Annotated in this window: 19 protein-coding genes; 3 read left to right on the top strand and 16 right to left on the bottom strand. The window is 46.9% G+C overall.

The window, feature by feature from the left end; translation table 11 throughout:
- Positions 1 to 12: 12 nt before the first annotated feature.
- The 10 genes from ACMXYV_RS15960 to ACMXYV_RS16005 are packed head-to-tail and all read right to left on the bottom strand — an operon-like array spanning position 13 to position 8,973.
- Positions 13 to 459: an ATP synthase subunit C gene (locus ACMXYV_RS15960; protein WP_415882568.1), complete on the bottom strand. Its 447-nt coding sequence runs from the start codon at positions 457 to 459 to the stop codon at positions 13 to 15.
- Positions 447 to 2,228, bottom strand: a complete 1,782-nt coding sequence (locus tag ACMXYV_RS15965) for a V-type ATP synthase subunit I (RefSeq protein ID WP_415889435.1) — start codon at positions 2,226 to 2,228, stop codon at positions 447 to 449. The genes ACMXYV_RS15960 and ACMXYV_RS15965 overlap by 13 nt, the downstream gene beginning before the upstream one ends.
- Positions 2,225 to 2,827 carry a V-type ATP synthase subunit D gene (locus tag ACMXYV_RS15970; RefSeq protein ID WP_415889436.1) on the bottom strand — a complete coding sequence of 201 codons (603 nt, stop codon included), beginning with the start codon at positions 2,825 to 2,827 and terminating at the stop codon, positions 2,225 to 2,227. The genes ACMXYV_RS15965 and ACMXYV_RS15970 overlap by 4 nt, the downstream gene beginning before the upstream one ends.
- 9 nt (positions 2,828 to 2,836) lie before the next feature.
- Entirely contained in the window at positions 2,837 to 4,195 is a 1,359-nt protein-coding gene (locus tag ACMXYV_RS15975; RefSeq protein WP_415889437.1) for a V-type ATP synthase subunit B, read from the bottom strand.
- A 29-nt stretch (positions 4,196 to 4,224) separates the two neighbouring features.
- Positions 4,225 to 4,536 carry an NGG1p interacting factor NIF3 gene (locus ACMXYV_RS15980; RefSeq protein WP_415889438.1) on the bottom strand — a complete coding sequence of 104 codons (312 nt, stop codon included), beginning with the start codon at positions 4,534 to 4,536 and terminating at the stop codon, positions 4,225 to 4,227.
- Positions 4,524 to 4,961 carry a hydrogenase maturation protease gene (locus ACMXYV_RS15985; protein ID WP_415889439.1) on the bottom strand — a complete coding sequence of 146 codons (438 nt, stop codon included), beginning with the start codon at positions 4,959 to 4,961 and terminating at the stop codon, positions 4,524 to 4,526. The genes ACMXYV_RS15980 and ACMXYV_RS15985 overlap by 13 nt, the downstream gene beginning before the upstream one ends.
- A gap of 17 nt (positions 4,962 to 4,978) precedes the next feature.
- On the bottom strand, positions 4,979 to 6,274 hold the full coding sequence (locus ACMXYV_RS15990) for a Ni/Fe hydrogenase subunit alpha (protein WP_415889440.1): 1,296 nt from the start codon (positions 6,272 to 6,274) through the stop codon (positions 4,979 to 4,981).
- A complete protein-coding gene (locus tag ACMXYV_RS15995) occupies positions 6,267 to 7,034 on the bottom strand; it encodes a sulfhydrogenase subunit delta (protein WP_415889441.1) in 768 nt (255 codons plus the stop codon). Before ACMXYV_RS15995 ends, ACMXYV_RS15990 begins: the two co-directional genes overlap by 8 nt.
- Positions 7,034 to 7,870 (bottom strand): FAD/NAD(P)-binding protein, encoded by an 837-nt coding sequence (locus tag ACMXYV_RS16000; protein WP_415889442.1) that lies wholly within the window; start codon positions 7,868 to 7,870, stop codon positions 7,034 to 7,036. The genes ACMXYV_RS15995 and ACMXYV_RS16000 overlap by 1 nt, the downstream gene beginning before the upstream one ends.
- Positions 7,867 to 8,973 (bottom strand): 4Fe-4S dicluster domain-containing protein, encoded by a 1,107-nt coding sequence (locus ACMXYV_RS16005; RefSeq protein WP_415889443.1) that lies wholly within the window; start codon positions 8,971 to 8,973, stop codon positions 7,867 to 7,869. The genes ACMXYV_RS16000 and ACMXYV_RS16005 overlap by 4 nt, the downstream gene beginning before the upstream one ends.
- A gap of 95 nt (positions 8,974 to 9,068) precedes the next feature.
- Between ACMXYV_RS16005 and ACMXYV_RS16010 the strand changes: the two genes are divergently transcribed.
- Positions 9,069 to 10,361 carry a diguanylate cyclase gene (locus tag ACMXYV_RS16010; protein ID WP_415889444.1) on the top strand — a complete coding sequence of 431 codons (1,293 nt, stop codon included), beginning with the start codon at positions 9,069 to 9,071 and terminating at the stop codon, positions 10,359 to 10,361.
- A 43-nt stretch (positions 10,362 to 10,404) separates the two neighbouring features.
- Here the strand turns inward: ACMXYV_RS16010 and dapB are convergent, their stop codons facing one another.
- The 5 genes from dapB to grpE all read right to left on the bottom strand — a co-directional run bounded on the left by dapB (position 10,405) and on the right by grpE (position 16,055).
- A complete protein-coding gene (dapB, locus tag ACMXYV_RS16015) occupies positions 10,405 to 11,211 on the bottom strand; it encodes a 4-hydroxy-tetrahydrodipicolinate reductase (RefSeq protein ID WP_415882579.1) in 807 nt (268 codons plus the stop codon).
- A gap of 14 nt (positions 11,212 to 11,225) precedes the next feature.
- Entirely contained in the window at positions 11,226 to 12,032 is an 807-nt protein-coding gene (gene cysE / locus ACMXYV_RS16020; RefSeq protein ID WP_415885993.1) for a serine O-acetyltransferase, read from the bottom strand.
- A 50-nt stretch (positions 12,033 to 12,082) separates the two neighbouring features.
- Entirely contained in the window at positions 12,083 to 13,216 is a 1,134-nt protein-coding gene (gene dnaJ, locus ACMXYV_RS16025) for a molecular chaperone DnaJ (protein WP_415889445.1), read from the bottom strand.
- A 156-nt stretch (positions 13,217 to 13,372) separates the two neighbouring features.
- A complete protein-coding gene (dnaK, locus tag ACMXYV_RS16030; RefSeq protein ID WP_415882582.1) occupies positions 13,373 to 15,304 on the bottom strand; it encodes a molecular chaperone DnaK in 1,932 nt (643 codons plus the stop codon).
- A 148-nt stretch (positions 15,305 to 15,452) separates the two neighbouring features.
- Positions 15,453 to 16,055 (bottom strand): nucleotide exchange factor GrpE, encoded by a 603-nt coding sequence (grpE, locus tag ACMXYV_RS16035; RefSeq protein ID WP_415889446.1) that lies wholly within the window; start codon positions 16,053 to 16,055, stop codon positions 15,453 to 15,455.
- A 199-nt stretch (positions 16,056 to 16,254) separates the two neighbouring features.
- On the opposite strand from grpE, the gene recN reads away from it, so the two are divergent.
- On the top strand, positions 16,255 to 17,919 hold the full coding sequence (recN, locus tag ACMXYV_RS16040; protein ID WP_415889447.1) for a DNA repair protein RecN: 1,665 nt from the start codon (positions 16,255 to 16,257) through the stop codon (positions 17,917 to 17,919).
- A gap of 97 nt (positions 17,920 to 18,016) precedes the next feature.
- On the opposite strand, the gene fur is transcribed toward recN, so the two are convergent.
- Positions 18,017 to 18,439 carry a ferric iron uptake transcriptional regulator gene (fur, locus tag ACMXYV_RS16045; RefSeq protein WP_415889448.1) on the bottom strand — a complete coding sequence of 141 codons (423 nt, stop codon included), beginning with the start codon at positions 18,437 to 18,439 and terminating at the stop codon, positions 18,017 to 18,019.
- A gap of 120 nt (positions 18,440 to 18,559) precedes the next feature.
- Here fur and ACMXYV_RS16050 point away from each other — a divergent pair, with 120 nt between their 5' ends.
- Positions 18,560 to 18,901 (top strand): outer membrane protein assembly factor BamE, encoded by a 342-nt coding sequence (locus tag ACMXYV_RS16050; RefSeq protein WP_415889449.1) that lies wholly within the window; start codon positions 18,560 to 18,562, stop codon positions 18,899 to 18,901.
- The last annotated feature ends 5 nt before the right edge of the window (positions 18,902 to 18,906 follow it).

An 18,906-nucleotide genomic window follows, 5' to 3' on the forward strand; every position in this document is an offset into this window, starting at 1 on the left:
ACAACCCCTCCCTTACAAAGGCACGCCTGCACTAATCACCAGCGCAAAGATAAAGGCAAAAACTGCAAAGCCCTCTACAATCGCTGCCGGGGCTAACGACATGCCAAATATCTCAGGACGAATTTTGGAAACATTGATTGCAGAAGCACAACAACGTCCCTGCCATGCCGCGCTGAATAGAAGAGCTAAGCCACACAACAAACCAATGGCAGCTAAGCCGGGTGCATTATCAATTGTGATTTCTCGATTCAAGGCAAACATAACCACGATGCCGTAGATAGATTGCGACGACGGCATCGCAGCCACGCCAATATAACGACCATGACCTGTTTCGGTTTCTAACAGCGCGCCACAAGCAGCCTGCCCTGCCTGAGCACAACCAATCATGCTACCGATTGCACCTAACGCCATTGGGCCGTATAGACCAGCCCAACCTAAAGCAATAATCAGGTTATCCAAGGTGAAACCTCCCTTTTAGCAAACGGCTGAAAGGCATAGCCTTCATCCGCCAGACTCCAGTTATAAAATTCGATTAAATTCAGACGCAAACCATGGATCACACCACTGATCACAGTGAGCACGAAATTGAGAAGATGTCCCACCAGCAAGATAAGTACTTTAAATAACAAGCCAATCGCAGGCAGCGCAGCGGCGACATCTACCGCAAGTTGATTAAAGGTCATCGCCAACGAAGCACTGGCCAATCCCAAAGCAAAAAGACGCAGATAGCTCAGAACATCACCAAAAATCTTGGTTATCCCAGCAAGGGCCAATACACCATCAAAGAACCGACTCACGCTCCATTCTGACTTTTCACTTGAGAAAAGAAGAACCAGCGATAGACAAGCTGTTAATAACAGCCAATGAAGGACCTCAAAGCCGACAACCCATCCCCATAGCGCCACAGTGACCGAGCCTGCCCAGCCTAAGGCAGCATACCTTCGGCTACTGTCCCGCCGGACCCAAGCCATCATCAGGTTAGCTAAAATAAGGTGTACGGCCCCGACTGATATTGAGAGCAACATCATGCTGTCAAAGTCATTCAGATCCATCAGTTTGAACCCCTGCAACCACGCAAAGGGGGCTTGGGCACCGAAGTAGCTCCCCACCAACACGCCCCAGATAAAGCCTGCCACCGCTAACGCTGCTCCCATCGCGCGCAAACGCAGCCCCGTTTCAGAACGCCCCATATCTCGCCAGTAAAACAGCAAGATTGCAGCCAGCAACAGCGAGTAGCCTGCATCGGACATGATCAACGCAAAAAAACTAACAAAGGAAAAGAACACCACGCGCGAAGGGTCCCAACTGCGATAACCAGGCATTTGGAAAAAATTCACCACCTCTTCGCCACCAGCAACAGAGGTTGGGTTCTGTAATAGTGTCGGGGGCAGCTCATCAGGTTTAGGAACTTCGAGCTGTAACACCATACTTTGCTGATCAGCAAAGCGCTGTAACGACGCTATGCTATCCTCAGCGACCCAGCCCTGAATGGCAAAGATCTCATCCCGATCCAAAGTCTGATCAGATACCTCAGCCAATTGCGCATCATCCTCGGTACCCGCAATAGAGCGCTGCAGGAGATAGATCCACCGTGTAAGCGCCTCGCGTTCGGCTTCAACTGTTTCCAACTCAACCTCGATATCTTCCAATTCACGTTGCAACTGCTCGAGTGGAATAGCACCGGTATGAGTGCGGGTCACAGGCATAGCGTTTAACGGCGGCTCTGTTTCTGAAATAACCGTGATATAGCTATAGCGATTATCTTGATGGACCCTTTGCCAAGGCAGCTCCGCTTTCTCTACCTCTTTCATCTTGTAATTAGGCACAAGATAAAACCACAAACGACGACCGTATAATTCGCCTTCCTCGGGCAAGATAAAACTACCCCAAGGCTTGAGATCCTTTATACGTTTACGCAAAAAATCATGCCGTTCCACTAGCTTCAGGCGCAAACTACGGTTTTGATCAACTTTGTCTGTGACCTCTAGCAGATCAAAATGACGTTCGCTCACTACCTGCTTACGCTTTTGCTTAGAGTTCAGCAGATAGTGCAACACGCCATGGAGCTGTTCTGGGCTCACTTGATGCTCTAACTTCACTTGAGATTTTTGCGGCGCTACCAAAGGAATAACATGCATTACCCCCAAGGTTTGCAAAGCATCTAGAATAGATGCTTTTTCCTCGGTTAAGCCAACTAAGGTCGCTTTGTTAAGAGACTGAATACTCATAACTGCAGCCTCCGACGTTTGCTCTTCGCAATTTTGGCGCGCACAACACCCGCTCGTTCTGCATCTGATAAAGCGATACGGATCTTGCGAATATTTTTTTCAGTCTGCGGAATCAAAACCTTATCGAATAGATTTAAGCGCTGGGTCGTTTTCTGTAATCCAGCTTCCAATATCTGCAGGCGTTGTTGGTAGATTCTGATCTCCACTTCCAGTTTTAAGGTCTGCTCCTGCAGCAACAAGACTGTATCGACCCAATGGGGCAAGACCAAACGTGAGTATTCAGATAGTTCAACCTTAAACTCAGCTAGTTCAGGTAGTTCTAGTCCGACTAAATTGCTGTACTTAACTTCCACCTTTTGCACCTGTAGCAACTGGCTAAGCTCAATCTCCGCACCCGCTAGCATTGGCAGCTTTTCAGATACACAAAGGTGAAGATCTTGCAGCTTTAGCTGATTAGCCTGCAGAAGCTGCTGGGTTTCTTGCCTCGCAGCCAGAAGCTGCTTTCGCTTTAAATCTAAGGCGGGCACGAACTGACGAAACGCCTTTAAACGTCCGCCCTCGCGATTTAATGTGGTCTTATTGAGTGCTAGCTTCGCCACAATTCATCCTTAAACCTGAGCTAGATTTTGCGTTGGAAAATACTTATCCACCAACACCTGCTTCATCAACAACTCTTGCGGCTCGAAACATTCCGCCAGCGTCAGCCAGCACTGATCTAACGCTTGCTCTAACGGCATAGTGACGTGTATATCCATAAACCGATCTCGGAACAGCTCACCAAATTTAAGTAAGCGCTCATCATATTCACTAAGCTCAAACGACATCGCCTGCTTCTGCGCTGCATCTTGAGATTCCGCATACAAGCGCACCATAGTGTTCATAATCTGACTATGATCTTCTCGGGTGACTTTGCCGATAACATGCTGTTTTAAGCGCGACAGGGAACCAAACGGATCAATCACACCATCGTGCAGATAGAACTGACCTTCGGTGATATAGCCGGTGTTATCAGGTACAGGGTGAGTAACATCGTCACCCGGCATTGTCGTAACAGATAGGATGGTTACAGAACCTGCACCTTTATAATCGCAGGCTTTTTCATAACGACGCGCTAATTGCGAATAGAGATCCCCAATGTAACCTCGATTTGAGGGTACATGCTCCATCGAGATACCCACTTCTTTAAGCGCGTCGGCGTAAGCGGTCATATCAGTGAGTAGCACCAGTACTCGTTTGCCTTCTTCAACAGCAAAGCGTTCGGCCACCGCTAACGCCATATCCGGAACCAACAAACCTTCTACGGTAGGGTCAGATCCCTGATGAACAAACATGACCGTGCGCGCTAGCACACCTGCTTCTTCAAATGCCTGACGGAAGAAGTGGTAATCATCGAACACCAAACCTATACCGCCAAAAACCACCACATCTGCATCTGCATGGGTGCCAATCTGCGCTAGCAGCTGGTTATAAGGCTCTCCTGCCACAGAAAAAACAGGGATTTTTTGGCTCTCAACTAGACAATTAAACACATCGATCATCGGCACGTCGGTGCGAATCATATGCGATGCCAAAACACGTCTAGCCGGATTGACCGTGGGGCCGTCAATCTCAATTTTGGGCTCTTCAGTGAGCATCGGACCATTATCTATAGCTCGACCTGTTCCGGAGAAAGAGCGCCCAAGAATATTAGGAGAAAAAGTAACTTCCATGGAACGGCCAAGGAAGCGAACCACCGAATGGGTAGAGAGGCCTTTAGTGCCTGTGAAGACCTGAAGCGAGACCTCTTCACGATCGAGCAAAATGACCTGGGCCAAATTAGCTTCAGCACCATAGTGTTTATCATTTTCGATTAAAGCCAGATCACCAAAACAGATAGACGAAGCACCATCTGTTAACGGCACATGTACTTTAACTATGTCACCAACAATCTCCAGAATACGAGAGTAACGTACCAATAACTGCGTCACTTCTACCTCCCTGTCATTCGGTTACAACTTTAAAATTCTTCTAAGCGCCAAACATCGTAGGCTGGCTCTTCATAAGGGTGAGCCGATTTCATTGCATCAACGGCCTGACGTATCAACTCATCGCTGCAAACCAGCTCAACTTTCCACTCATCAACCGTTTCAACATCACCTTGCTGCCCTATATGCGGATCACTACCTTCTAAAGGCCGAAACTGCCCCTGACCCAGCACCTGCCAACAGCAACAATCATAGTTACCAATTCGTCCTGCACCTGTTTCGAAGACAGCCACTTTAACTTGTTCCAAATTTTCATCGGGAACAAAGAAACTTAGTTTATACACCGAAGTTTTACCGTTTTATTTAACTGTTCAACCATGTTGGGTATCTGCTTAGATATACAATCCGATATAGGCGCCATAGTCTCAGTTTGACCTAGCTGAACCAGAAACAAACTGATCTGCGGCAAGGATTGTTCGAGTTTAAGCAACAACTGCCAACTCTCTGAGATACCCAAAGTATGACTACTTACTGGCGCATTTTGCATATGCAAAAACCCAGACCCATCCTCAATATACCTGTACTCACCTGCTTTTTGCGCCATTTCACAGGCATCAATCACAATGACCTGATCAAACTGAGGCAATAGCGTCACTAACGAGTGAGCAGGACTGGTTAATTTCTCGCAGACTACAGATTCAGGGAGCTGGCCTTTCAGGGCATCCACCAGCAGCCAACCGATTTGATCATCCCCATGGGAAGAGCCCACACCAAACACCCCTAATTTCAAGGCTTACGCTCCGTTGTTAACTTTAGGAAGTGAGTTGCGCAGGAGATACAAGGGTCATAATTACGGATCACTTTTTCGCTGTGCAAGCGCAGCAGTTCATCGGGTTGATCCAAACCAAATTTGCTCAGGGAATAAAGCAGATCTTGTTCTATACGCGCTTGGTTTTGACTCGTTGGCGGGACAATTTTCGCTTCTGTGATTAAGCCAGCCTTATCCACTGTGTATCGATGCCATAGCAAACCTCGAGGAGCTTCACTCCAACCGTATCCAGTACCTGCATTCGGATTAACCTCAACTGCACTTTTTTCAGGAAACTGATACTTTTCCAGCAAATTAATCGCTTCATCTAAAGCAAAACAGATCTCCACACCACGAGCCAACATGCTATGAAACATATTCTGACTTGGAAAAGGATCACCCAATTTACGGAGTAGCTTTTGCAGAAAATCAGGCAGCTGTTGATGATTCAGATTGATCCTTGCCAAAGGACCTACCAGATAGTCCTGGCCATTGAGATGACTCCACAGCGCCGTCGACTGCGGCGACTGACTCTCTGCAAAGTAAGTTTCATATTCGTCCTCAGTGATATTCAATCCTGAGCTACTAACGAGACAACCTTCAGCAAGCGGATAGCTATTCGCTGCTAGCGAGACTGAATTAAAAGCCTGCCGATGATCCGGAATTTCAATCTCAGCTAACCATTCAACCATCACTATCGCTTGAGGCAATATTTCCTGCAGACTCTGTTTGAGTTCTAGGGCTTCAGTTACGGTAGGAGCTTTATGAAAACCGCCCACTTTAATGCCGACAGGATGCACAGAACGCCCACCCAAGAAGCGCATAATTCGGTTACCGGCATCTTGAATTGCAAAGCCTCTTCGAACCTCATCGGGGTACTCTCCTGCGAGCTCCAACGCCGAGTTATGGCCAAAATAATCTGGCAACGCTAGTAAATGGATATGCAGACCATGGCTTTGCAACCATTCGCCTAAATAGAGCAAACGCCGCATATCCTTTATCCACGGAGTTAGCTGAACCTGAAACAGAGACTCCAAAGCATTCACTGCACTGACTTGATAAGCCACAGGGCAGATTCCACAGATACGCGCCACAATGTCTGGTACTTCAGCAAAGTGCCGCCCTTCTAGAAACTTTTCAAAAAAGCGCGGCGGCTCATAAATTTTAAACTGTAGGTGCTGCAACTCACCTTGCTCAATTTTGAGATGGAGCGCCCCCTCCCCCTCAACACGGGCAAGTGAAGGCACATCAATCTGAATTTTACGCTCAGTCATTCAGCTCTCCTTTGCCCGTACTTGGATCAGGGTGAATCAATTGAAAGCGTCGACTAACTTCCGCATCAACAAGGCCTAGACCCGACAATCGACGTGCCAACGCTGCATGATGAGACAGCTCTGCATCGCCATAACAGCCATAGCATGCTCGACCAAATTTAGGACACAGAGCTCCGCAACCCAATCTTGTCACGGGCCCCATACAAGGCTCACCGGCAGTAACTAAAGTGCAAACCTGACCTGAGCGTTTACACTCGATACAGAGTTTTTCGCGTTCATCCTGAGGCATGACGCCCTCAAACATTAAGCTAATTGCCGTTGAGATTTGGCGACTATTAATCGGGCAGCCCCAGAGCTCAAAATCAACTTTAACGTGATCTTTGATTGGCTCAGACCTATCCAAACTGTCGATCAATTCAGGCTGTGGATAAATGGCCCCTGGCCAAGTTTCCGGCGCATCCGCTAAGTTCTTCAGCGCTTGGATTCCACCAGACGTTGCGCAGGCTCCCATGGTAATAAGATAACGACTGTTCTTACGTATCTGTTGGATACGCCGGGTATCATGCTGAGTAACAATACTGCCTTCGATAAAGGCGATATCGACCTCTGCGCTCTCATCCAGAACACCCGCTTCGGCAAAGTGTTTTATCTCAACCCGTTCCGCCAAGGTAACCAGGGCTTCGCCCATATTTAGCAATGCCAACTGACAACCATCACAGGAACTGAACTTATGCACAGCAATACTCGGCTTAGAGCTCATTACACGCCCTCCATGCCTAAACGGTCACACACAGCAGGGTAAGGAAATACTGGGCCATCCTTGCAGATAAAATCAGCGCCAAACTGGCAATGACCACAATGCCCTACGGCACACTGCATATTTCGCTCTAAACTGAGAAATATCTGAGCTGGCTCTACCCCCAAGCCAATCAGTTTTTCCGCCGCAGCATGCATCATCCCCTCAGGGCCACAAATCATCGCTAATGCATTACTTGAATCCACCGTCACTTGATCAAGTAACTCAGTGATACGGCCTTTATGGAAGGGCCATGCTGGCCCTGACTCATCTGCAGCAAGAAACACTTCAACATTCTCAAGCTGACGCCACCGGTCGTAGCGCTCACTCCAGATAAGATCATTACTGTGCTTAACCCCTTGAACAATACTCAGGCGTCGATAATGATCTCGTCGTTTCAACGCATAATTGATTGCTGCTACGACTGGTGCACAACCCAACCCACCGGTAACGATCAGAAGGTCCTTATTTTTGGCGTCCGGCAGAGGCCAACCTCGACCGAATGGACCTCTTAAACCGATTTGATCTCCCTGTTTTAATTTCGCTAAGCCTTCAGTAACACGCCCGACAATCCTAATAGTGTGATCAATGACTCCCTCGTCCTTAGGATCAGAAACGATCGAGATAGGCACCTCACCAACACCGAAAAGATAAAGCATATTGAACTGCCCCGGCTCAAACTTATAAGCCGCTCGCTCTGCGAGGTCAGCCAACTGCAAACGCAGCGTAAAGATCGTTTTAGATTCAAAAATCACCTCAGTAACCGTTGCAATCAAAGGCTTCTGACAGAAAACGCTCATTCTTTGTCTCCTGTTATCAGGTTTGCTTCAGCTACAAAATCAATCTCTGCTGGGCACCAGGTCATACAGCGCCCGCAGCCAGTACAACCTGATCTGCCATATTGGGCCTGCCAAGTGTCTAGCTTATGGGTCATCCATTGCTGATATCGCTGCTTAACGGTTTGTCGAACTTGAAATCCTGCTAACTGTCCATGAGATTCGCCAAAACAGCTATCCCATTCCCGTACATGATTACTCTGCTCACCACTTAGTTCTGGCTCTTCATGCTGTCGATGACAGAAACAGGTGGGACAAACCATAGTGCAGTTGCCGCAGGCAAGGCAGCGATCGGCAACATCATCCCATTGCGAATGATCTCTTCGGCTTTGCAGATCGTCTTTAGCGATAATATTGAGTGATCGGGTTTGCTGCTGCTCGGCCGTTCGAATTTGTTCCTTGGCAGTATCTCTCATTGCTTCAGTCACTTCGTGTAGCGGCAACTGATCGACTATGCTCAAACCTTTGTTCGAGCCCGATTGAATAAGGAAGCCATCGTCTAATTCAGTTAGCAGGATATCGTAAGCTTGCCTAACCTCAGGGCCATCTCCGGTAGAGGCACAGAAACAGGTTTCTGCCGAGACGTTGCAATTAACAGCAATTAACAACAGCCCTTGTCGCTTAGCTTGGTAACCGGGATCAACATATTCACCTTCTAAGAAATGCTGATCCTGCAGTTTTAGCGCGGCTAGGTCACAGGCTTTTACACCTATGATCGCAACTTTTTCTTGGGCTTGTTCAGGCACCAAAAATTGCAAACGGCCATCATCACCGCGCTTCGCCTGCCAGATAACTTCTCGAGCAGGATACAGAAGCGGTTTAAGCGCCGAAGGTCCATTAGCCCAATTAAACTGGCGTGAAGATTCGCTGTGTTTGAGTCGGTACTGCCCCGGAACCTGTTGATCCTGCCAGCCTTGCGGCAGTTGATAAACAGATTTGAGATCATCGTAGACAATCGCGCCATCACGAACTTGAGGACCATGCAGCCGAAAACCTCGCTGCAGCAAAAGCGCAAACAGCTCGGTTAAGTCCTCCCTCATGAGAAAAGCAGATTGAGAAATCGCCATTCACTTCCCCTCCCTTACTCTCTTAATATTAGCCTAAACTACTAGACAAGCTTCGCGGTTTGGGGCGGTTTCTGTCTTCAATTACGCGATCATAAATGACACTATGGAACGGTGTGCTAACCCAGACATTAATCGCATCTATTTTGAGTTTAGATATGAAAGTTCTTGTCGTTGAAGATAGCCAGATGGTCAGCCGTGTATTACAGAGGCTGTTTCTAACCTCAGACCTGCCGCTGGAAGCAGTTTTTTGTGACAGCCTTAAGCTGGCTCAGGAAAAGATCGATCTGTATGAAGATATCTTTGCGGCACTCGTTGATCTAAACCTACCCGATGCACCTAATGGCGAAGTGGTCGATTTGACACTGGAAAAACAGATTCCCACCATTGTGCTTACTGGCAGTTATGATGATCAGAAACGGGAAACACTGCTGCAATATGGCATTGTCGATTACATCATCAAAGAAAGCCGCTTCTCCTACGAATATGCCATTCAGCTCGTTCACCGTCTGCTTAAAAACCAAAATATCAAAGTACTTCTGGTTGAAGACTCCTCCTCATATAGATCATTAGTACGCAGACAACTCGAAAAACATCTTTACCACGTAATTGAAGCTTGTGATGGCCAAGAAGGCTTAGTTAAGCTGCAGCAAGACCCAGAGATCAAACTGATTCTTACCGACTATGAAATGCCAAATATGAATGGCATTGAGTTGGTACAAGCAATTAGACGCGAATACGAAACTTCGGAACTGAAAATTATCGGTATATCTGCTGCCGACAGCCCCTCCCTATCAGCCAAGTTTATTAAAAGTGGTGCTAATGACTTTCTCACCAAGCCGTTTAACTATGAAGAGCTTCACTGTCGGGTGATGCATAACATCGAGCAGATGGAGTTAGTCGCTCAAATAAAAGATGCTGCTAACCGCGACTTTCTCACGGGTCTACATAACCGTCGTTACTTGTTCGAGCAGTCTGAAAAGTTATTAGCACAATCACAAAATAAAGCCTGCTTAGCCATGCTGGATTTGGACTTCTTTAAACAGATCAACGACAACCACGGCCATGACGCTGGCGATGCAGTACTAACACAGATGGCCACCTTGCTCGACCGATCCTTTAACCGCTTTTTACATGCCCGTATTGGCGGGGAAGAGTTTTGTGTTTTGTTATGCGGCTTAAATCTAGAACAAGCAGAAATTTTGATGCAGCATTTCTGCACCTTAGTGCATGACACTGAATTTGTATTCGCAGATCAGGTATTACCTGTCACTGTGAGTATCGGCCTGATAGAACGCGCCGACGACAATTTCAGTCAGATGATTAGCCGAGCAGATGAGATGTTGTATAAAGCTAAGGAAGATGGCCGTAACACTGTTATGTGTGAATAAAAAAGCCGCTGATCAACAGCGGCTTTTTTAATTAGATCTAAAATCATTTCAGACCAAGAATATCCTGCATATCGTACAGACCATTCTCTTTAGCTGCTAACCACTTACAAGCACGTACAGCGCCTTTAGCAAAGGTTAGACGGTTACTCGCCTTGTGCGTGATCTCGATACGCTCACCTTCTGTACCAAATAGCACAGTATGGTCACCTACCACATCACCAGCACGGATCGTTTCAAAACCGATTTCACCACGAGGACGCGCGCCCACCTGACCTTCACGACCATATACAGCACATTCTTTAAGATCACGACCCAACGCATCAGCAACCACTTCCCCCATACGTAGAGCAGTACCAGAAGGAGAATCCACTTTGTGACGGTGGTGAGCTTCGATCACTTCGATATCGTAATCATCGTTACCTAGCGCTTTAGCTGCGATCTCAAGCAACTTGAAGCACAAATTCACACCAACACTCATGTTTGGTGCAAATACAATGGCAACGCTCTCAGCAGCCTTCTCTAACACTTCTTTCTGCTCGTCAGTCAGGCCTGTCGTACCGATAACAACTTGTTTACCGTGAGTAGTACAGAAACGAACATTCTCAAGAGTGACTTCTGGTGCAGTAAAGTCGATTAACACGTCAAAGTCAGCAACCGCTTCATGCAAAGAGCCAACAATCTTAACGCCTAGCTTACCAACACCTGCGACTTCACCGGCATCTGCGCCGATCAAAGAACTATCAGGCTCAACAATGGCAGCACCTAATTCGATGCCTTCAGCCATCTGTAGCGCTTCGATATTTGCTTTACCCATACGACCGGCTGCGCCAGTAACTGCTACTTTAATCATGTAAGTTTCCGCTCTTATTTGTTTTTGTCGTGAAGGATATTCTGGTCCATATCCAATGCCGGTTTGTCGCACTGAGGATGACCAACAGCACGGGCAGGTACGCCGACAACTGTTGTATGCCTTGGCACATCATCCAACACAACACTTCCGCCACCTACTTTGGCACCTGAGCCCACTTCGATGTTACCGAAGATCTTGGCACCCGCTGCTATCATAACGCCTTCACGAATTTTCGGATGACGATCACCGCAATCTTTACCTGTACCGCCTAAGGTTACAGATTGCAGGATAGAAACATCATTCTCGATCACACTGGTTTCACCCACAACAATACCTGTTGCGTGATCAAACATTACGCCATGACCGATTTTAGCCGCAGGGTGAATATCAACCTGCAACACACAACTAACTCTACTCTGGATATAAAGCGCCATGCTCTTACGGCCTTTATTCCACATATAGTGAGCCACACGATATGCCTGAATTGCATGAAAACCCTTAAGATACAGCAATACAGTCGCATATTTATCGATTGCAGGGTCTCGCGTACGTACCGCAGCTATATCAGCACATACCGCCTGCAAGATCTCTGGTGCTTCACGAAATACTTCTTCGATCACTAGACGAAAAGTCACTGCTGGCACCGCATCATCATGCAGCTTACGGCTCAGCAGATAAGCTAAAGCCGAACACAAGCTTTGATGCCCTAAAATATTAGCGTGATAAAACCCCGCCAACACAGGTTCTTCAATAACTTCACGTTCGGCTTCTGCCGTAATTTCATCCCAAAGCCAAGTTGGGCATTCTGGATTCTGGCTCATGCCATCCCCATTCTTATAAAAATTTAAGGGGCAATAAATGCCCCTTAAAATTAGGTCATATCTTCAAAAAACTTTTTCACAGAATCAAAGAAACCGTGCTTCTTCGGGCTGTGTTTATGCGTACCCAGCTCCATTTCATTTTGGAACTCACGCAATAATTCTTTCTGGCGACTACTTAGCTTAACAGGTGTTTCGACAACCACTTTAACCAGAAGATCGCCGGTAGACCCACCGCGTACAGGTGCTACACCCTTACCACGTAGACGGAACATTTTTCCGGTCTGCGTTTCGGAAGGTACTTTCAACTTAACACGACCATCAAGGGTTGGTACTTCTAGCTCACCGCCCAATGCTGCATCAACAAAGCTGATCGGCACTTCGCAGTATAAGTGTTTACCATCACGCTCAAAGATAGGGTGATCTTTAACATGCACTTGTACATATAGATCGCCTGCTGGACCACCGTGAGTACCCGCTTCGCCTTCACCCGCTAGACGGATACGATCGCCTGTATCAACACCTGCTGGGATCTTAACGTTAAGCGTCTTAGTTTTCTCTTTACGGCCATGACCATGACAGTCAGTACACGGATCAGAAATTACCTTGCCTTCACCATGACAGGTTGGACAAGTCTGCTGCACAGAGAAGAAACCCTGCTGCATACGCACTTGGCCTTGACCGCCACAAGTACCACAAATCTTTGCAGATGTACCAGGCTTAGCACCGGAACCATCACAAGTTTCGCATTCGACTAGTGTAGGTACTTGAATGCTCTTTTCGACACCACGAACGGCCTCTTCCAGAGTCATCTCCATGTTGTAGCGTAAGTCAGCGCCACGTTGTACCGAGCTACGGCCGCCGCGACCACCGCCGCCACCGAAAATATCGCCAAATACATCGCCAAAGATATCAGAGAAGTTACCGTCAAAGCCGCCACCGTGACCACCACGCATGTTCGGATCGACACCGGCATGACCGTATTGATCGTACGCAGCTTTCTTCTGAGCGTCAGATAACACTTCGTAAGCTTCGTTTACTTCTTTGAACTTATCTTCTGCTTCCGTATCGTCCGGGTTACGGTCCGGATGATATTTCATCGCCATACGGCGGAAAGCTTTCTTGATATCGCGATCAGATGAATCTTTAGATACACCCAATACTTCGTAATAATCTCGTTTTGACATGGTCACTACACTATACAGTCACAACACTGTTTTCAGCTTTACGCCGGATATGACAACGCGGGCATAGAGCCCGCGGTGCCGAGTAATTCGACTTTGCAGTGTCGTTCAACACTGCAAAGTTCTACGCTTATTTAGCTCTATTCAGCTAAAGGCGACTTATTTTTTGTCGTCTTTAACTTCTTCGAACTCAGCGTCTACTGCATCATCGTTACCGCCAGCTTGTTGCTGTTCAGCACCGCCTGCACCTTGCTCAGCTTCTGCTTGCTGTGCAGCTTCTGCGTACATCTTCTGAGCAACACCAGAGATCGCTTCAGTAAGTGCAGTAGTTTTAGCTTCGATAGCGTCTTTGTCGTCGCCTTTAAGCACTTCTTCAAGTTCAGCAGTTGCTGCTTCAACAGCCGCTTTCTCTTCGTCAGTCGCTTTATCGCCCGCTTCTTCCATTGTCTTCTTAGCAGAGTGAACCATTGCATCGCCTTGGTTACGCGCTGTAGTCAGTTCTTCGAACTTCTTATCTTCTTCAGCGTGTGCTTCTGCGTCGTTAACCATCTGATCGATCTCGTCATCGCTCAGACCAGAAGAGGCTTTGATTACGATAGACTGCTGTTTGCCAGTCGCTTTATCCTGCGCAGATACGTTAAGGATACCGTTGGCATCAAGGTCGAAAGTTACTTCGATCTGAGGCACACCGCGTGGTGCTGGTGGGATCTCAGCCAAGTCGAAACGACCTAGAGATTTGTTCTGTGCCGCTTGCTTACGCTCACCCTGTACAACGTGAATTGTTACAGCGTTCTGGTTGTCATCTGCAGTAGAGAAGATCTGAGACTTCTTAGTTGGGATAGTCGTGTTCTTCTCGATTACTGGAGTAGCTACGCCACCCATAGTTTCGATACCAAGCGTTAGAGGCGTTACGTCTAGTAGTAGAACGTCTTTAACGTCACCTGCTAGTACCGCACCTTGAATCGCCGCACCCATTGCTACAGCTTCGTCAGGGTTAACGTCTTTACGTGCTTCTTTACCGAAGAATTCAGCAACTTTTTCCTGAACCATTGGCATACGAGTCTGACCACCAACCAAGATAACTTCGTCGATTTCAGATGCGCTTAGATCAGAATCTTGTAGAGCGATCTTACAAGGCGTTAGGGAACGAGTAACCAATTCCTCAACCAAAGATTCTAGCTTCGCACGCGTGATCTTAACGTTAAGGTGTTTTGGACCTGTAGCATCAGCTGTGATGTAAGGTAGGTTAACGTCAGTCTGCTGTGCAGAAGACAGTTCAACTTTAGCTTTCTCAGCACCTTCTTTTAAACGCTGTAGGGCTAGTGGATCATTGTGTAGATCGATACCTGTGTCTTTCTTGAACTCATCAGCCAAGAACTCGATCAAACGTAAGTCGAAGTCTTCACCACCTAGGAACGTATCACCGTTTGTAGACAATACTTCGAACTGGTGCTCGCCATCTACTTCAGCGATCTCGATGATAGAGATATCGAAAGTACCACCACCTAGGTCATATACAGCGATAGTTTTGTCGCCTTTAGACTTGTCCATGCCGTATGCAAGTGCAGCAGCAGTTGGCTCGTTGATAATACGCTTAACTTCTAGACCCGCGATTTTACCCGCATCTTTAGTCGCCTGACGCTGAGCATCGTTGAAGTAAGCTGGTACAGTTACAACCGCTTCTGTTACTGTCTCGCCTAGGTAGTCTTCTGCAGTCTTCTTCATTTTCTTCAGAATTTCTGCAGAGATCTGAGGTGCAGCTAACTGCTCACCTTTAACCTCAACCCAAGCATCACCGTTGTCAGCTTCAACGATTTTGTATGGCACCATTTTGATGTCTTTCTGTACAACATCATCTTTAAAACGACGACCGATAAGACGCTTGATAGCAAATAGCGTGTTGTCTGGGTTAGTAACCGCCTGACGTTTTGCAGGCTGACCAACTAAGATTTCACCTTCATCAGCGTAAGCGATGATAGAAGGTGTAGTACGATCACCCTCAGCATTTTCAATTACTTTAGATGTATCGCCGTCTAGGATAGAAACACAAGAGTTTGTAGTTCCTAAATCAATACCGATGATTTTACCCATTTGTATCTGCTCCAATTCTTTCTAAGCTGCCCGTTATGACGGACAGTGATTAATTCTATAAGTGACTTACTAGTCAGTATGAAATCTATATAAGTACGTTTCGCAGGGTTTCAAGGCCGAAACCAAAATTAAATTTGTCTAACGTACCTTAAGCTTTAGCTACAACAACCATCGCAGGGCGCACTAAACGGCCGTGCAATGTGTAACCTTTCTGCATTACTGCAATAACTGTATTTGGCTTCGCATCTGGCGACTCAACCATAGACATCGCTTGGTGTAGTGCAGGATCAAATGCTTCGCCCATCGGGTTAACTTGCTCCATCTGGAATTTAGCCAAACCAGACAGGAACATGTTCATGGTCATCTCAACGCCTTCTTTCATTGGCTTAACCGCTTCGTCATCACCGAAGGCTTCGATAGCACGTTCTAGGCTATCGACGATTGGCAACATTTCGTTGGCAAACTTCTCTACGCCAAACTTGTGCGCCTTTTCTACATCCTGTTCAGCACGACGACGAACATTCTGAGCATCAGCCTGAACACGTAGCATCTGATCTTTCAGCGTCTCAACCTCAGCTACTGCTGCAGCCAAGTCAGCCGCCAATTTGTCCGCATCTTGAGCAGTCTCTTCTGCAGCAACCTGTTCCGCTTCGCCTTGCTCAGCGTTTTCTTCTTGTGCTTCTGCTGCTACAACCTCTTCTGGTTGCTCAACTTTCTGCTCTTCTACTGGGTTCAGTTCTTCGTTTGCCATTGTGTTCTCCAGCCAGCCCATTCAATAAACTCGAGGGCGTCTGTTGGGTGTTAATATCAATTGCTCTTGAATATGGGGACAAAGAGATCACTTTCAACGGATAAATTCGATTTTTTTACGCTAATTTCAGATAAAGATTGCATCCGACCAAAATATGACTTATACAGAAACCACTGTATAAAAACACATGTATTTTACTATGCTGAATCAATTATCTATTTGTGACTTTGCCATTGTTGATCACCTTGATCTGGAACTAAGCCAGGGTATGACCGTGGTGAGCGGTGAAACAGGCGCAGGTAAATCGATTATGCTCGATGCTCTAGGCCTTGCCTTAGGTAATCGCGCAGAGAGCGGCGCCGTACGTCAAGGCGCTGAGAAAGCCGACATTACAGCAAGCTTCAACATAGATAGCATCCCTGAAGCCTCTCAATGGCTGTCAGAGAATGATTTAGACAATGACGGTGAATGCATACTGCGCAGAGTGATCACTAAAGAGGGGCGTTCTCGCTGCTATATCAACGGTCGCCCATCACCTGCCAGTCTAGTAAAAAGCCTTGGCGAGCTGCTTATTGCCATCCATGGTCAACATGAGCACCAGCGACTACTGAAAAAAGATCATCACCGCACACTATTAGACAACTTTGCCGGACAAACCAAACTGGTTAGCCAAGTTCAGAATAGCTACCAACAATGGCATAAACTCGCTAGCGAGCTAAAACGCCTATCTGAACAGAGTGCCGAACAAACTGCGCGAGTGCAGCTATTAAGCTATCAGATTGAAGAGTTAGACCAGCTAGCATTAGCCGATGGTGAATTAAAACAACTGGAAGAAGAGCAAAAAACCTTAGCCAATGCTGAGAACATTCTGAACACAGGCCATCAACTGATTAACCTAGCCAGTGATAGCGATGAAGCCAACTGCGTACAACAGATAAATCACTGCCTGCAGTTGCTATCAGAAATCCAATCGGAATCGCCTTCTGTTAGGCAAGCCAACGAGATGCTGAACTCGGCATTGATCCAAGTTGAAGAAGCCAGCAACGAGATCCGCCACTATATGGATCGTGTGAATGTGGACCCGAGCAGACAGCAAGATGTCGAGGAGCGTTTATCGACTATCTACGAAATTGCGCGGAAACACCGCATCACCCCAGCTGAACTTTGTGAGTTCCATCAATCCCTCAGCCAAGAGCTATCCAGCCTAAGTCGCTCTGACGAAGAATTAGACCAACTCGCTATTGATGTCGAAAGCGCTAAATCAGAATACCTTGCTTACGCCAACAAGCTAAGTGCTAAGCGATCCACTGCCGCGAAAAAATTAGGCAAGTTGGTTGATCAGCAACTACACAATCTGGGTATGCCATCTGCACAGATGTCTGTTGCATTAACGGCGTTAGATAAACCGAGTCTGCACGGCTTAGAAGAGGTGGAGTTCCTGATTATTACCAATGCAGGCCAACCACCAAAACCATTAGGAAAAATCGCATCCGGTGGTGAGCTTTCACGTATCAGTCTAGCGATCCAAGTCATCACAGCACAAACCTCCACCACTTCAACCCTAATTTTTGATGAAGTCGATGTAGGCATTGGCGGCGCTATTGCCGAAGTCGTGGGGCGCTTATTAAGACAGCTAGGTGAAAAAGCACAGATCCTGTGTGTAACCCATCAACCGCAAGTCGCGAGCCAAGGCCATCAGCACCTATTTGTGAGTAAACAGACAGATAAAAAGACCACTCACACGCAGATCAACCAGCTTAGCGCCGATCGCCGCGTTCAAGAGGTTGCACGTATGCTAGGTGGGATCGATATTACAGAACGCTCTATCGAGCATGCTAAAGAGATGCTCGCGCAAGCAAGCTAGATCTCAAGCCCATACACATAGTTTTTGGAAGGGTATTCCATACACTAAAAAACCCGCTAGTAGCGGGCTTTTTAGTTGTCACCAGAGCAAGTACTGCTTATTTTTCGTCTGCGTCTTTATGTACGCCGTATAGGTAAATAGTACGGTCAGTTACAGTAAAGCCCATAGACTCAGCGATCTCGTTTAGAAGCTCATTCAAACGAGGATCGTTAAATTCTTTTACGATGCCACTTTTTACGCAAACAATGTGGTCGTGCTCTTCATCACGCGCCAATTCAAATACAGAGTGGCCGCCTTCGAAGTGGTGACGCGTTACTAAACCAGCCGCTTCAAACTGAGTTAGTACACGGTAAACGGTTGCCAAACCAACATCTTCACCTTTTTCCATCAGCAACTTATAAATATCTTCAGCGCTGAAGTGATCACCCTCACCCGCTTGTTCTAGGATCTGATAAATTTTTACACGAGGTAAAGTTACCTTCAGACCTGCTTTTCTTAGTTCCTGATTTTCAAGTGACATAGTTATTTATTCTCTAAGCTGTTGGTGATTACTTAATCATGCGTGAGCTGAATTGCTTGTTCAATAGCGCACGAAACTTTATTATCCGCATTTACGCACAATAGTGGAAGCAAAATTCTGATGCAAAAACTACTAATTGCTACAACTTTTACTGTAGCGCTCACTCTAGCCGGTTGTTCTGGTTTCCCAGGTGTTTATAAAATCGACATCCCGCAGGGCAATGTTGTTACTCAAGAGATGGTAGATCAGCTTCGTCCAGGTATGAGCCAAAGCCAAGTTCGCTTTATCATGGGCTCACCGTTAATCACTGACACCTTTCACGAAGGCCGCTGGGATTACCTATACACTAAGAAAAGTGGTGACGATGGTAGCTATAACAAAGAGCGCATCTCTCTGTACTTCACAGATGGCAAGCTAAATGGCTTAAACGGAGACTTCCGTCCAGGTGGTAAGCGCAGCTAAGCCTT

It is taken from the genome of Neptuniibacter sp. SY11_33, assembly GCF_047778025.1.
Classification (GTDB): domain Bacteria; phylum Pseudomonadota; class Gammaproteobacteria; order Pseudomonadales; family Balneatricaceae; genus Neptuniibacter.